Origin of the sequence: Bradyrhizobium sp. SMVTL-02, assembly GCF_051853005.1 — a bacterium.
Classification (GTDB): Bacteria; Pseudomonadota; Alphaproteobacteria; order Rhizobiales; family Xanthobacteraceae; genus Bradyrhizobium.
On the sequence record NZ_CP182469.1, the window covers coordinates 5,582,951 to 5,597,299 of the forward strand.

Consider the following 14,349-nt stretch of genomic DNA (forward strand, 5'->3'; position numbering starts at 1 on the left):
TCTTGATCCCGTGCAGCCAGTTCCTGCGTCAGCTCGAAGCTTATCGGATAATGAAGTCACCCCAATGCAAGATAATGAAGTCACCCCAATGCAAATCCGCGATATGGATGTTAGGCACATCGCCGGTCGTGTGCTGCGCGTGTTGCGCATGTGGGGTACTGGAGAACGCGACTGAATCATGTCGCACGCTGTCGCTCCACGCTCGCGCGACGTCGATCAAATCCGATTCTACGATCCTTCCGTTAGCAATTGTCGCTCCCGCAGGAGTCGCGAGCTTATCGAAATTGAACTTGTCAGCTGCGGATATTGCGGGCGAGACAGCAGTGGGGACGCCGATGACACCATCTCCGTTTAGATCCTGGTGGAAGCTTGACTCGAAATTTTCAAGCGCCGAGCTGGTACCGACCACAATGGCGGTTGGGTTGCCCAGGTAGTTACCGGCATTGTCGGTATTCCAGATCGTGAAATATTTCGTGCCGGGCTGCTTAAAGGCGATCTCGTAGCCCGTTACGGTCTGCTCGGCCCCGATCAGCGTCCACGGATTAAATTGGCCGGAAACGACTGCTGCCCCGCCATATTTCAGCTCAGGGCCCGTGCCTCCTCCAACAGGATCGAGGTAATAATTGTTGCCGAGTTGTACCAAACTAGTTGAGCCAAACGATTCTACCGCAACGGGGACGCCGATGACACCATCTCCGTTTAGATCCTGGTGAAAGCTTGACTCGAAATTTTCAAGCGCCGAGCTAGTACCGAGCACAATGCCGGTTGGATTGCCCAGGTAGCTACCGGCATTGTCGGTGTTCCAGATCGTGAAATAATTCGTGCCGGGCTGCTTAAAGGCGATCTCGTACCCCGTTGCGGTTTGCTCGGCCCCGATCAGCGTCCATGGATTAAATTGGCCGGAAACGACTGCTGCCCCGCCATATTTCAGCTCAGGGCCTGTGCCTCCTCCAACAGGATCGAGGTAATAATTGTTGCCGAGTTGTACCAAACTAGTTGAGCCAAACGATTCTAAAACCGCAACGGGGACGCCGATGACACCATCTCCGTTTAGATCCTGGTGAAAGCTTGACTCGAAATTTTCAAGCGCCGAGTTAGTACCGAGCACAATGCCGGTTGGATTGCCCAGGTAGTTACCGGCATTGTCGGTGTTCCAGATCGTGAAATAATTCGTGCCGGGTTGCTTAAAGGCGATCTCGTAGCCCGTTGCGGTCTGCTCGGCCCCGATCAGCGTCCACGGATTAAATTGGCCGGAAACGACTGCTGCCCCGCCATATTTCAGCTCAGGGCCCGTGCCTCCTCCAACAGGATCGAGGTAATAATTGTTGCCGAGTTGTACCAAGCTAGTTGAGCCAAACGATTCTAAAACCGCAACGGGGACGCCGATGACACCATCTCCGTTTAGATCCTGGTGAAAGCTTGACTCGAAATTTTCAAGCGCCGAGCTAGTACCGAGCACAATGCCGGTTGGATTGCCCAGGTAGCTACCGGCATTGTCGGTGTTCCAGATCGTGAAATAATTCGTGCCGGGCTGCTTAAAGGCGATCTCGTACCCCGTTGCGGTTTGCTCGGCCCCGATCAGCGTCCATGGATTAAATTGGCCGGAAACGACTGCTGCCCCGCCATATTTCAGCTCAGGGCCTGTGCCTCCTCCAACAGGATCGAGGTAATAATTGTTGCCGAGTTGTACCAAACTAGTTGAGCCAAATGATTCTAAAACCGTAACCGGGACCCCGATGACACCATCTCCGTTTAGATCCTGGTGAAAGCTTGACTCGAAATTTTCAAGCGCCGAGCTAGTACCGAGCACAATGCCGGTTGGATTGCCCAGGTAGTTACCGGCATTGTCGGTGTTCCAGATCGTGAAATAATTCGTGCCGGGTTGCTTAAAGGCGATCTCGTAGCCCGTTGCGGTCTGCTCGGCCCCGATCAGCGTCCACGGATTAAATTGGCCGGAAACGACTGCTGCCCCGCCATATATCAATTCGGGACCTGCGCCGCCAACGGTCGGGTCAAGGAAGTAATTCTTTCCGACCTGCACAAGGCTCGTCAAACCGTAGGACTCGATGGTTGTGGGCGAATTGATGGCGAGGTGGAATCCCAGAGCGTCAAGCTGCGTTAGATCGACTGACGTCAATCCCTGAATCGTGGTGCTCGTGTAATACTCGTTGAAGGGATCGTTGGGCCCCTGCACACCGGTATTGAGGAAGTCGCTGGGGTCGGAATTCTGGCCGTAATCAGCGAGCTTCGTCGCGCCGTTGTCCAGCGAGAAATACGCCGCTCGCGCGGTCGCGTCCCCCTCGAACAAGTGGACGCCTGGACTCGTGAATCGATAGAAATCAAAGACGTCGGGGGCCGACCCGTAGGGCACGCGGCCCATCGCATGGGTTAGCTCGTGCAAGGCGACACCGACCAGCAGGTTCGGATTGATGTCGCTGGAAAAATGCGCGCTGGCGTCGTCAGTCGTGGTGTCATTGGCACCGATGACGCCCCACAGTTTCAGTTGCGCGTTCCAGACAGCGACATTTGACTGTCCCTGGATTGAGGTGCCTGAGGGAAGGTTATTGAAGGTCGTATCGCCGGCACTCGCGTGGTTGACCAGCTGCGAGCGGACCCACGAATAGCTCTCGTAATACCCGGAGTCCGGGCCGGCAGCGGCGCCTCCGCCGGTGCCGCTGTAATCGATATTGATGTTGACGGTGATCTGGTCGGTGATGTTGGAGGCCAGGATCGCGACGGCTTGCTGTAGTCCGTTTTTGAAGCTGGTCGGCGCGGCCTGCGCAGCCGCATCGAGGATCAGATTGATCGTGATGCCACCCGAGGTCACCGACATGACGGAATCGGGTGTAAAGCCACCGGTCGTCGAGGCCGCAGTGGCCGGGATGTAGCTGCCCTGGATGCTCTTACCGACGACTGTGTAAAAGGGATCGTCTGAAAGCAGATTAGATGACGTCATCGTTTCGTCCCGACTCTGAACATCTTCTAGATGTTTTCAGCGCAAGGATCGATGCCTCGCGTTAATTTGTCATTTCTAGGAGCTCAGCAGACGCGATCCAAGGCGCCAAATGTTTGTCCGACGATGCGCTCGGATGAAGCTACTGCTCAATTTGAAGGCAACGAGGTAGCATAGTACTGCCCCTGCGACGTATGCAGAGCCCGGACCGTGTGCACCCGAACGCGCGACATACCTGTTTCCATGGGCGCTTTCGCGCGTACGTACTGTTTGACCGGCATCCCTCTGCGTGGCTGCGCGCGGTTGGTCGCGCGCCGAGGTCGCCACGGTCCGCGCTGCCGGGCCATGTTTCACAGCGTCTAGAGGCGCTTAAACTGGAACAATGCCATCTTGAACATCTAGATCATCGCCTGGTTATGATCCCGGTGAATCCTATCTTGTCAAAAGGACAGAGAGTAGGCCACCATCGGCGCAAGCTCGTTCAATTCGGCGACGCCAGCGGGAATCTCTCACCTCTCGCCTCGTAGTCGGCCGCAAGTCGCCACCCGGCGATGTCGTTGGCAGTCTTGCACGCATCGCAAACCACCTCCTCCTCGCTCACTGACCATCGCCTTCGCGCGACCGCCTCGCCGGACGCAACCATGAAACAGTTTGGACAAACAAGGGGCAAGCGCCTGGCCTTCCACTGATCTAGGAGCCTAAGCAAACCTCCAAAAAACAAAGAGCAAAAGCTATCTTCTCGCATGGTTCTTCCGAGATGTGCTTAGGGCGATGGCGCTGCGACTTGAGCAATTTGCTCAGAAAATCGCAGAATGCAAGCAGGTATTGGACCTGGCAGCGACACGTTCAGATTGTGTTTGAAGCGAATACTACCATGCACCGCTGGATGGCGCAGGTCGGCGCGCATATCGACGCGTTCGAATATTGCTCTGACCACCCCGAAGGCACCGTCGCGCGGTATTGCCGCAAGAGCGCGCGGCGTAAGCCACGCGGTGCATAATCACCGCAGACGAGAACCATGAACCTTGACTCTTTCTCAGCCCGCCTCATCGGCGTCCTGGCGGTGGTCCGGGTCGGATCGTCTCCGCATCGGAGATGAGACCGTCATGGTCGGGAAAGTCAAAGCGACTAAGAACGACCATGGACGGTGGCCTCTTCCGCTACGGTCGCGGACGGGTACGAAGCCGCCCGTCCGGCAAGGCACACGAGAAGCCTTGGAGCTCTTGATTGCGGCCTCGGAGACGAGCCGTTGGCTGAGCAGGCGCGCGCTTGTGCAGCGCGGCAAAATGCCTCTGGCATTGCATTTCGACAAGCGGCATCCGCGTGGCCCAGGCTTGCTGCATGGTCATTCGGCACTATGGTGGTTCCGCAATCCGTCCCGGAGCCTTTCAAGATGCCTTTTCCGCATGCCTCCGAAGCCCTGTCGCGCTTCATCGTGCTCGATCTGACACGTGTCCGGTCCGGGCCCACCTGCGTGCGTCAGCTCGCCGATTGGGGCGCCAACGTCATCAAGATCGACGCACTGACAGAGGATGCCGGCGGCGAGCAGCCGGGCGGGCCACGCCGCGGTTCCGACTTCCAGAATTTGCATCGCAACAAGCGGGCGATGACGCTGAACCTGAAGGACGAGCGCGGGCTCGCCGTGTTCAAGCGCCTCGCCGCCAGGGCCGACGTCGTGGTCGAAAACTTCCGTCCCGACGTGAAGAAGAAACTCGGCATCGACTATGAGAGCCTCGCCGCGATCAATCCGCGCATCGTCTATGGCAGCATCTCCGGCTTCGGCCAGGACGGCCCCTATCACAAGCGGCCGGGCTTCGATCAGATCGCGCAAGGCATGGGCGGGCTGATGTCGATCACCGGCGCGCCGGGCGAAGGACCGATGCGGGTCGGCATTCCCGTCGCGGACCTCACTGCGGGCCTGTTCTGCGCCATGGGCATCCTCACCGCGCTGCTCGAGCGCGAGGTCTCGGGCAAGGGCCAGTGGGTGCAGACCTCGCTGCTGCAGGCGCAGATCTTCATGCTCGACTTCCAGGCAGCGCGCTGGCTGATGGACAAGGAGGTCGCCAAGCAAGCCGGCAACAACCACCCGACCAGCATTCCGACCGGCGTGTTCAAGACCTCGGACGGGTACATCAACATTGCCACGACCGGTGGGCGGATCTGGGAGCGCTGTGCGCAGGCGATCGGCGCGCCGGAACTCTACAATCATCCCGATTATGCGACGGCCCCCGTCCGCTCCAGGAATCGCGATGCGCTCAACGCCGAGATCGAGAAGCGCACTGTGACGAAGTCGACCGAGACCTGGGTCCGCGAGCTCAACGAGGCCGGCGTGCCCTGCGGCCCGATCTACGCCATCGACCAGATGTTCGAGGACGCGCAGGTCAAGCATCTCGGCATTGCGCAGGACGTGCCGAACGACGAAGGTCGGCATATCTGTCTGGTCGGCCAGCCCGTGACCCTCTCGCGCACGCCGAGCAGGATGGTGGCGCGGCCGCCGGAATTTGGGGAACAGACGGACGAGGTGCTTGAGGAGTTCGGCTTTGGTTTGGAGGAGATCGAACGCCTCAAAGAAGCCCGTGTCATCTAAGGCACTCGGCCTCATTTGAGCACTTCTTGACATATCGGGCGCGTGTCATGCTGGCTTCTACGCTGTTGAGCGCGCCGTTTGGCGCATAAGAGCATCAACGGGTCATGGACCGGGCCTTTGACCCGAAACCCAGCCTTTCGAACGGTAGGTAAGCCGCCAGCCGAAACCGAACGCATTAGTTTGCCTGAGGCTGGAAGGAGAACTCGAATGGCAACGGGCCTGAGGTGATGAGGCTGATTTGAAGCTGAAACAGCCGGCAGGCGGCAGCAAGTCTGCAGCCGGAATCAGCAAAGATGGGCCGCAGCACATCATCGGTGCGCAAGCGAGCCAACCTTCTTAGATTGGCGCTGAAAAAGATCCCCTAGAGCGAAGGCCTGGAAAGATCGGCCATCGACGCAATCGTTCGCCAGCACAATATTTTAACCGGCATTGGGCGGCGCACGATGCGCAACGCTCTTAGCAAAACGATGGATCGAGCAGCATGATGCGAGCTGTGAGAATTCGCTCAGGTATCGCGTCATGTCGAAGCGATGCAGCCGTCCGAGCAAAGATCCCAATTGAGTCATAAGCGAAGAAAGAAATCAAACTGGTTGACTTAGATCCTACCCACGCCGGCAACCGTGACGCACTTGTCACTTGACAATTTTAGCGCGCGAAGGGCAGGCTCATCAACATGGTCGGGGTTCGCGTGATGGCTGCCGGAAATCGCTGAATCATACTTGACCTCCGTCCCTGCAACCATGCCGACACGTGGACGTTAATTCCTCCTTTGACGACTCAGGGACCTCAGCATGGACGCGTCTTTGCCATCTAACTCCCGCAGCCGTTCACTCTCTCAGTGGCTGGCTTTGATCTTGGTAGCGATCTTCGCTGCAGGCGCCGCATTTTGGTTGAACCAGAAAATCGATGCAGTACAGGCCGCAGCGGCTCCGCGCCAAGAGAGCGGGGCCGCCGAAACTCAGCAGGCCATCACCGCGATCAAACAATCTATCGCCGAGATCCAAACCTCCCAGCAGAAGCTAGAGGAGCAGATGGGTCAGCTGCAGCGCGCGACGGCGACAGATCAAGGAGAGCGCAAGCTCCTTTCTGATCAACTTAGCGCCTTAAGTTCAAGGGTTGACTCGCTTGGATCATCGCGAGCTGAAACCAGCTCGGTTCCACAGCAACAGCTCCCAAGCGCGAATCGCAGAAAGCGGTAGCCGCGAAAGGCCCCTAGTAGAATGCAAGATATTGGAATGCAAAATATGCCCCCGCGCCACGATGATAGAGTGTCTGCGTCAGCAATATCGCACCACAACGGGTTCAGGTTGCTTGGCTCAATTGGCCATCGGTCATAAGGTGGGCTATGAATTGGATAGCTCTCCTAGCTGCATTGGCTGCGGCGACGGTCACGCTGGGCGTCGTCGTTGACGCTCAAAGCACGACCTGCCGCGCCGCCTCAGTGTGGGCAACACTCGGCATCTGCTCGCCTGCTCAACCACAGCCCGCAACCAAGTCTGTGGACTAGCGGTTTCAGGGCGACACCTGCTAAGTTGGCACCTTTCGAAGCTGGCTAATCGTGTTGATCGAGTCGCTTTATGTTGCTCTGGAACAGAACGCTCGTTTCTTGAGCCCTACACTTACTTCATAGAGACGGATGCTCACTTGCACTCGGGCTCGAAGTTTACCACCGGCGCGCCGACGGCTTGCGCTAGCCTCTAAAGCTTGCGCAAACCGTCGAACCGCGTATCGACATAGTGGCCAGCTGCATCGACAACCCGGCAAAGCTCTCCGCCGTCATGGTAAAGCAGAACGACCTTGGCGCCCGCTTCGAATTGCCCGGCCGGCGGCCCGCTCGGCAGACCGCGCGAGGCGTAGAACGGCTGCGATCTCGCCACCTCGTGAGTGAACTGGTTGGGCGGCGGCGAGATCAGACAGTCCGACGGGATCAATGATGAATCCGGCAGCACGATCACTTCCGGTCGCTTCATGCCTTCCATGATCCCTAATCCCTGAACTACGCGAGGCTTGGCAGCGCGCCGGCTTAGGAGTCCTGACTCAAGAGCCGAGGCTGTCCTCGGGCAACGTGATCGGAATCCGCCGGAGCACGATGCCTCTTGTGTTGTCGGCATGCGCCGCAACTATTCCTGCTTCGGCCATACGGAGGTGATTGGGCAGGTGATAGGGCTCAGCGGCGTCCAAGTTCACCTGATAGCCGAGATCCTGCAGGCTCGCGATCGTCATCCGGCTCATCGGATTGCCGCCTTCATTGACGAAGCCGGTCATCATCTCCGCGCCGAACACAGAGTCGCGCCAATGCGAGTCCACCGTCCCTTCACCGCCCGTGTTTTCGACCGGTACGGGCAGTGGCGTCGCGGAGCCGCGGAGCTTGGCGTATTCGCGCATGGCGTTCGCACCGTGGAACGTGGGATTGTGGGTATGGGCGCCTTTCAGCAATTTCTTGTTCGTCCAGATCGTTCCGATGCCGATCACGTGTCCCATCTCGTGCGTGATGACGTCGTTCAGGGTGCCGTCGGCTTCCATGGCGGCGAGATCGGCCGTGTCGAATTGCATGTCGCCGGTCGCCGGCAGGAACGCGGCGGCCCCGGCATTCTTCGGACGCAGGCGGTTCGGCCCCGCCTGGCCGAGAACATTGCCGGGCCCGTCGATGTCGGTGCCTTGCGCCGTGATACGGAGATTGCTGATCCTTTCGCCGCCGACCGTGACGTCAGGCAAATCCCCGATGATGGCGTGTGTCCACCGGTTTGCCGCGAGCTTGAAAGCGGCCTTTTGCTTATCGGTCAGTCCGCCCAGGAAGTGAACCTCGATCGTGTAGCCTCCGGCGGCCGCGACCGGGGCTGAAATCTCAGCGCCTTTGCGAGCTCGATAGCGTTCAATAGCCATGACATTCTCCAAAAAAAATGAGATCAATAAACTTCTATCTAAGCTTGTATTTTGACCCTGATTAGCGTCGCTGACAAGGAGAGAATGCGTCATGGGGCCTGACGGTTTTCACCAGAAAAGCACGAAAGCCAGACGCGGCCGCCGGGCATTCGACTCGCTGGCGCTTCCTGTGAGCACGTCGCTCAGGTGCCGCCTTGGCGTTGAACTACCGCTTCAGCGGTGCGAGCGATAACCGACGAGCTGTGCTGCACCGCTGAGTGCGATGACAGGCGTCGCGGCGACCAACAACTGATGCCGAAGCGCCACCGCCTCCCCTACGTCATTGATTTGAAACAATGCTGGTTGACAGCGCTAACGCGGTGTCGCGCTACTCCGCTGCGTCAGTCCGACCCGGCCCAGCAGTCCGTCGATAACCGGCCAGAACAGCAGCATGAACGCCAGCGTCGTGATCGACCCGACCAGGCCGTTCGACCAGAACACCCCGAGCTTCCCGCCGGAGCCGATCATCGACAGCCGGAAGGCATCCTCGGCGCGGTTGCCGAGCACGAGCGCCAGCGTGAACGGCGCCAGGGGAATGCCGATCTTCTTGAAGACGTAGCCAACCACGCCGAAGCCCAGCATCAGCCAGATGTCGAACATCGCGTTCTGGATCGCATAGGCACCGATCGCGCAGGACACCACGATCATCGGCGCCACCGCCGCGAACGGCACGCGCAGGATCGAGGCGAAGACCGGCACCGTCGTCAGCACCAGCACGAGGCCGACGACATTGCCGAGATACATCGAGGCGATCAGGCCCCAGACGAAATCCTTGTGTTCGACGAACAGCAGCGGCCCCGGATTGAGCCCCCACACCATCAGGCCGCCGAGCAGGATCGCCGCGGTGCCGGAGCCGGGAATACCGAGCGCCAGCATCGGCAGTAGCGCCGAGGTGCCGGAGGCATGCGCCGCCGTCTCAGGCGCGAACACACCTTCGATGCGGCCCGTGCCAAAACTCTCGGGATCCTTGGCGAAGCGCTTGGCCAGATTGTAGCCCATGAAGGAGGCAGCGATCGCACCGCCCGGCGTGATGCCGAGCCAGCAGCCGATGAAGGAGGAGCGCAGCAGCGTCACCCAATATTTCGGCAGGTCCTTCCAGACGCCCAGCACGACGCGAAGCGAGATGCTCGCCGCATGTCCGCGCAGCGCGAGGCGCTCTTCCATCGTCAGCAGGATCTCGCTGATCCCGAACAGGCCGATGACGGCGACCAGGAAGTTGATGCCGCGGAGCAGCTCGGCCGAGCCGAAGGTCATGCGCAGATTGCCTGACACGGTGTCCATGCCGACGCCGGCAAGCAGAAGGCCGAGCGACATCGAGATGACCGTCTTGTGCTTGGCTTCGCGCCCGAGGCCGACGAAGGAGCAGAAGGTCAGCAGATAGACCGCGAAGAACTCGGGCGGCCCGAACTTCAGCGCAAAGGACGAGATCATCGGCGCGAGGAATGTGATCAGCAGCACCGCGACCAGGGAGCCGACGAAGGAGGACGTGAACGCTGCCGTCAGCGCCTCCGCTGCCCTGCCCTGCTGGGCCATCGGATAGCCGTCAAAGGTGGTTGCGACCGACCAGGCTTCACCGGGAATGTTGAACAGGATCGAGGTGATGGCACCGCCGAACAGTGCTCCCCAGTAGATACAGGACAGCATCACGATGGCCGAGGTCGGGTCCATCGTGAAGGTCAGCGGCAGCAGGATGGCGACGCCGTTGGGGCCGCCGAGCCCGGGCAGCACACCGACGAAGATGCCGAGCACCAGCCCGACCATCATCAGCAGGATCGTCTTCCAGGTGAGCAGGACGGCGAAGCCGTGGAGCAGGAGACCGAGTGCTTCCATCGCTGGCTCGCCCTAGCGGCCGAAGGCCGCTTCGAGCGGCCCTTTCGGCATGATGACGTCGAAGGCGACGTCGAAGGTGACGAACATGATCGCCGTGAACACCAGCGCGGTGAGCAGCGACTTCCACAATGGGATCTTGCCGACGAGGCGCATGAAGCCCGCGATCAAGAGGAAGCTCGCGACATAGAGGCCGAGGAACTGCGTCACCAGGCAGAACAGCAGCGTCGGCACGAACACTGCCATCACGCGGCGGGCCTGGGCGCGGGTGACAAACGTCCCGGATGCCGCTCGCCGCGCCAGCAGCGCCACGATCAGGCCATAGAGGCTGCCGCCGCCGAGGATGACGGACAGATAGAACGGGAAATAGCCGGGCTCAGGCCCCGTCGCATCCCAGGATGCGCCGGTGAGCCAATTGTCGTAGCCGAGCGTGACGGCGAGCGCGAGCAGAAGGAGACAGACGACGATCTCGATCGTGCCGGAGGAGACGACGGAGGGCGAGTCGTCTTCGGGGGCGGTCGGATCGTCGACGACGATTTCAAGATCGGTTTGGGACATGCTCTGCCAAGGACGGAGTGCCGCCGATTCCCCCTCCCCGCTAGCGGGCAGAGGGTCGGGGGTGAGAGGAGTCTCCACGAGGACGGTGAGAGTTGAGCTGGCGGAGAGTCCCCCTCACCCGGATTGCATCTTCGATGCAATCCGACCTCTCCCCGCAAGCGGGGAGAGATGAAGAAGACGGTTACTTCGCGACGAATCCGGCTTCCGTCATCAGCGCCTTGTTGATGGCATCGTCCTCCTCGAGGAATTGCACCATGTCCTTGCCGGTGAGGAAGATCGGCTTCAGGGCCTGCTTCTCCATGTAGTCCTTGTATTCGGCGGTCTGCGTCACCTTGTGGAACAGCTCGACGTAGAATGCCTGCTGCTCGGCCGTGACCTTGCCGGGCAGGAACATCGCGCGCAGCATCTGATACTGCACGTCGACACCCTGCTCCTTGCAAGTCGGGATGTCGGCCCAGGACTGGGTCTCCGTCACCTTGCTGGTGTAGGAGATGCGCTCCTTGTCGAACACGCAGAGCGGCCGGACCTGGCCGGCGCGCCAGACCTCGAGATTTTCGGATGGATTGTTGACGTTGGCTTCGGTGTGGTTGCCGACGAGCTGGGTCGCGGCCTCGCCGCCGGACTTGTAGGGCAGATAGGAAAATTTGGCGCCGGTCTTCTGCTCCAGGAACACGGTGAGGACGTGATCCTCGCGCTTGGAGCCGGTGCCGCCCATCTTGAACGGCGAACTCGCCGCCTTCGCGGCCTCGATGAATTCCTTCACCGTCTTGGGGCCGGCGCTGTTGTCCCACAGCACGAACTGGTCGAGCGCGATCACCGAGACCGGCGTGAGCTCGCGCCAGTTGAACGGGATCTTCGCAGACAGCGGCAGCATGTAGATCAGCGAATAGGCGATCAGCACCTTGTTCGGGTCGCCCTCGCTGGACTTCATGTACATCAGCGCTTCCGCGCCCGAGGCGCCGCCCTTGAGCGAGACCACCATGGGCTGCTTCATCAGATTGTTCTTCTGGATCGCAGCCTGCATCATCCGGGCCATCTGATCGGAGGCACCGCCCGCACCCGCCGCGACGACGATCTCGACGGGCTTGGTTGGCTCCCAGCCGGCAAAGGAAGGCGTGCTCAACAACAAGGCCGTCGCAGCCCCGACGGCTTTCACTGGAATTCGCACGAGTTTCGTCCCCTGGTTTATTATTGGCTTTGTGACGCCGGGAAATCTTATCGATGCATTGTGCGGATTAAAGGTTGTGAGTTCAAGCCGGCGGACATTCCGCCGCATATGACTTTCGGCTGACAAGCGTGCTACTTGCCCTTCCAGACAGGCGCACGCTTGTTGAGGAAGGCGTCCATGCCCTCGCGGAAATCTTCGCTCATATAGGCCTTGAGGATCAAATCCTCGCCTTCCTCGCGCGACAGCGTGCGGCGGATACGGCGCACCGCTTCCTTGGTCGCTTCCAGCGTGAGCGGCGCGTGGCTGGCGACGAGCTTTGCGGTCTCGTCGGCACGGCGCTGCAGCGTCTCGACGTCGGGCACGATCTCGTTGAGCAGGCCGAGCGACAACGCTTCCTGCGCCTCGACCAGGCGCGCCTTGAAGATCAGATCCTTGGTGCGGGCAGGTCCCACCAGCGCGACGACACGGCTGATGTTCGACATCGACAGGCAATTGCCGAGCGTGCGCGCGATCGGAAAGCCGATCCGCGTCGTCTCGGTGCCGATGCGGATGTCGCAGCAGGCCGCGATGCCGGCGCCGCCGCCGGTGCAGGCGCCGGCGATAGCGGCGATCACCGGCACGCGGCACTGCTCAAGCGTGCCGAGCACGCGGTCGATCCGCGCCTCGTAGTCAAGCGCGTCCTGCGCGGTCTTGAATGCACGGAACTGGGAAATGTCGGTGCCGGAGGCAAAGGCCTTGTCGCCCGCGCCGGTGAGGATCAGCGCCTTGATCGAACGGTCGGCGTTGATCTCCTGGCAGATCTCCGCCATGCGGTCATACATGGCGAAGGTCATGGCGTTGCGCGCCTGAGGGCGGTTGAAGGTGATCCGCGCGATGCCGTCCGTGACGGAGTAGAGCAGGTCTTCGTTGGCAGCCGTCGGTGCGTTCATGGCGCGCTCACTTTCTTCACTTCAGTTCGGTCAGGCCGCCCTTGAGCGACCTGGTCGTTAAGCGACTTGGTCCCCAAGCGACTTGGTTCTCAAGCGACTTGGTTCTCAAGCGACTTGGATCTCAAGCGACTTGGATCTCAAGCGACTTGGGCTTTGGCCATCGGCACCACGTCGCGTCCCTTCAGGACGTCCATGGCCGCCAGCACGCCACCGCTCCGGTGCGGAATCTTTGCAAGATCGAGGCCCATCTCGACGCCGGCGAGCGTGCCCATCAGCATCAGATCGTTGAAATGGCCGATATGGCCGATGCGGAACACCTTGCCCTTGACCTTGTTCAGGCCGGTGCCGAGCGACATGTCGAAGTTGTCCAGCACGACCTTCCGGAAGGCATCGGCGTCGTGGCCCTCGGGCACGCGCACGCCGGTCAGCGCCGGCGAATGCGCGGCGGGATCGGCGCACTGCGTCTCGAGGCCCCAGACCTTGACCGCGGCGCGCGTCGCCGCGCTGTGGCGCTTGTGGCGGGACCAGACGTTCTCCAGCCCCTCCTCCTCCAGCATCTTCACCCCTTCGCGCAACCCGTAGAGCAGGTTGGTCGCGGGCGTATAGGGGAAGGTGCCGAGCTTGTTGAAGCTGATCACTTCCTGCCAGTCCCAATAGGAGCGCATGCCCGGATTCGCCTTGGCAACGGCGAGCGCCTTCTCCGAGACGGCGTTGAAGCCGAGGCCCGGCGGCAGCATCAAGCCCTTCTGCGAGCCGGCGACCGAGACGTCGATGCCCCAGGCATCGTGCTCGTATTCCATCGAGCCGAGGCCGGAGATGGTGTCGACCATCAGCAGCGCCGGATGCTTCGTGCGGTCGAGGATCTTGCGCACCTCGGCGGGCGGCGTGACGCAGCCGGTCGAGGTCTCGTTGTGGACGACGCAGACCGCCTTGATCGTGTGCTGCTTGTCGGCGGCAAGGCGCGCCTCGATCTCGACGAGATCGGCGCCATGGCGCCAGTCGCTCGGAATGAAGTCGACGTCGAGCTTGAACTTGTCGGCAATGCCGCGCCACAGCACGGCGAACTGGCCGGTCTCGCACATCAAAACCTTGTCGCCGGGCGAGAACACATTGACCATCGCCGCTTCCCAGGCGCCGGTGCCGGACGAGGGGAAGATGATCACGGGCTGCTTGGTGCGGAACACGCGCTGCATCGAGGCGAGGACCGCGAAACCGAGCTCGGCGAACTCCGGACCGCGATGGTCCAGCGTCGGCATGTCCATCGCCCGCAGCACGCGGTCGGGCACGTTGGTCGGCCCTGGAATCTGTAGGAAATGCCTTCCAGTATGCACGGTCATAGGCGCCCTTCCCGGTCTAGCCTTGGTTTTGATGGCCGCCGAATAGCACCATTTGACCGGCTTGTCCC

The 14,349-nt window shown here is 60.6% G+C and carries 10 protein-coding genes; 2 read left to right on the plus strand and 8 right to left on the minus strand.

Annotated features, from left to right (window positions below):
- Positions 1 to 40 precede the first annotated feature (40 nt).
- The gene (locus ACNJYB_RS26685) at positions 41 to 2,833 is read right to left on the minus strand and encodes an NF038122 family metalloprotease (RefSeq protein WP_439369443.1); all 2,793 of its coding nucleotides are present in this window, start codon (positions 2,831 to 2,833) and stop codon (positions 41 to 43) included.
- Between the two features lie 1,513 nt (positions 2,834 to 4,346).
- Between ACNJYB_RS26685 and ACNJYB_RS26690 the strand changes: the two genes are divergently transcribed.
- The gene (locus tag ACNJYB_RS26690) at positions 4,347 to 5,540 is read left to right on the plus strand and encodes a CaiB/BaiF CoA transferase family protein (RefSeq protein WP_439369445.1); all 1,194 of its coding nucleotides are present in this window, start codon (positions 4,347 to 4,349) and stop codon (positions 5,538 to 5,540) included.
- A gap of 791 nt (positions 5,541 to 6,331) precedes the next feature.
- On the plus strand, positions 6,332 to 6,739 hold the full coding sequence (locus ACNJYB_RS26695) for a hypothetical protein (RefSeq protein ID WP_439369446.1): 408 nt from the start codon (positions 6,332 to 6,334) through the stop codon (positions 6,737 to 6,739).
- 498 nt (positions 6,740 to 7,237) lie between these two features.
- Here the strand turns inward: ACNJYB_RS26695 and ACNJYB_RS26700 are convergent, their stop codons facing one another.
- The 7 genes from ACNJYB_RS26700 to ACNJYB_RS26730 all read right to left on the minus strand — a co-directional run bounded on the left by ACNJYB_RS26700 (position 7,238) and on the right by ACNJYB_RS26730 (position 14,281).
- Entirely contained in the window at positions 7,238 to 7,510 is a 273-nt protein-coding gene (locus ACNJYB_RS26700; protein WP_439369447.1) for a hypothetical protein, read from the minus strand.
- Positions 7,511 to 7,577: 67 nt separating this feature from the next.
- Positions 7,578 to 8,516, minus strand: coding sequence for a leishmanolysin-related zinc metalloendopeptidase (locus ACNJYB_RS26705; RefSeq protein WP_439369448.1), 939 nt, complete (start codon positions 8,514 to 8,516; stop codon positions 7,578 to 7,580).
- 258 nt (positions 8,517 to 8,774) lie between these two features.
- On the minus strand, positions 8,775 to 10,292 hold the full coding sequence (locus ACNJYB_RS26710; protein WP_439369449.1) for a tripartite tricarboxylate transporter permease: 1,518 nt from the start codon (positions 10,290 to 10,292) through the stop codon (positions 8,775 to 8,777).
- A 12-nt stretch (positions 10,293 to 10,304) separates the two neighbouring features.
- Positions 10,305 to 10,847 (minus strand): tripartite tricarboxylate transporter TctB family protein, encoded by a 543-nt coding sequence (locus ACNJYB_RS26715; RefSeq protein WP_439369450.1) that lies wholly within the window; start codon positions 10,845 to 10,847, stop codon positions 10,305 to 10,307.
- A gap of 181 nt (positions 10,848 to 11,028) precedes the next feature.
- Positions 11,029 to 12,003: a Bug family tripartite tricarboxylate transporter substrate binding protein gene (locus tag ACNJYB_RS26720; protein ID WP_439375651.1), complete on the minus strand. Its 975-nt coding sequence runs from the start codon at positions 12,001 to 12,003 to the stop codon at positions 11,029 to 11,031.
- 143 nt (positions 12,004 to 12,146) lie between these two features.
- On the minus strand, positions 12,147 to 12,944 hold the full coding sequence (locus tag ACNJYB_RS26725; RefSeq protein WP_439369451.1) for an enoyl-CoA hydratase/isomerase family protein: 798 nt from the start codon (positions 12,942 to 12,944) through the stop codon (positions 12,147 to 12,149).
- A gap of 137 nt (positions 12,945 to 13,081) precedes the next feature.
- The gene (locus ACNJYB_RS26730; protein WP_439369452.1) at positions 13,082 to 14,281 is read right to left on the minus strand and encodes a pyridoxal-phosphate-dependent aminotransferase family protein; all 1,200 of its coding nucleotides are present in this window, start codon (positions 14,279 to 14,281) and stop codon (positions 13,082 to 13,084) included.
- Positions 14,282 to 14,349: the final 68 nt, after the last annotated feature.

Bases quoted from the DNA above. Each gene is read 5' to 3' on its own strand.
- ACNJYB_RS26685 (WP_439369443.1), bottom strand. From the start codon at position 2,833: ATGTCGGTGACCTCGGGTGGCATCACGATCAATCTGATCCTCGATGCG.
- ACNJYB_RS26690 (WP_439369445.1), top strand. From the start codon at position 4,347: ATGCCTTTTCCGCATGCCTCCGAAGCCCTGTCGCGCTTCATCGTGCTC.
- ACNJYB_RS26695 (WP_439369446.1), top strand. From the start codon at position 6,332: ATGGACGCGTCTTTGCCATCTAACTCCCGCAGCCGTTCACTCTCTCAG.
- ACNJYB_RS26700 (WP_439369447.1), bottom strand. From the start codon at position 7,510: ATGAAGCGACCGGAAGTGATCGTGCTGCCGGATTCATCATTGATCCCG.
- ACNJYB_RS26705 (WP_439369448.1), bottom strand. From the start codon at position 8,516: ATGACGCATTCTCTCCTTGTCAGCGACGCTAATCAGGGTCAAAATACA.
- ACNJYB_RS26710 (WP_439369449.1), bottom strand. From the start codon at position 10,292: ATGGAAGCACTCGGTCTCCTGCTCCACGGCTTCGCCGTCCTGCTCACC.
- ACNJYB_RS26715 (WP_439369450.1), bottom strand. From the start codon at position 10,847: ATGTCCCAAACCGATCTTGAAATCGTCGTCGACGATCCGACCGCCCCC.
- ACNJYB_RS26725 (WP_439369451.1), bottom strand. From the start codon at position 12,944: ATGAACGCACCGACGGCTGCCAACGAAGACCTGCTCTACTCCGTCACG.
- ACNJYB_RS26730 (WP_439369452.1), bottom strand. From the start codon at position 14,281: ATGACCGTGCATACTGGAAGGCATTTCCTACAGATTCCAGGGCCGACC.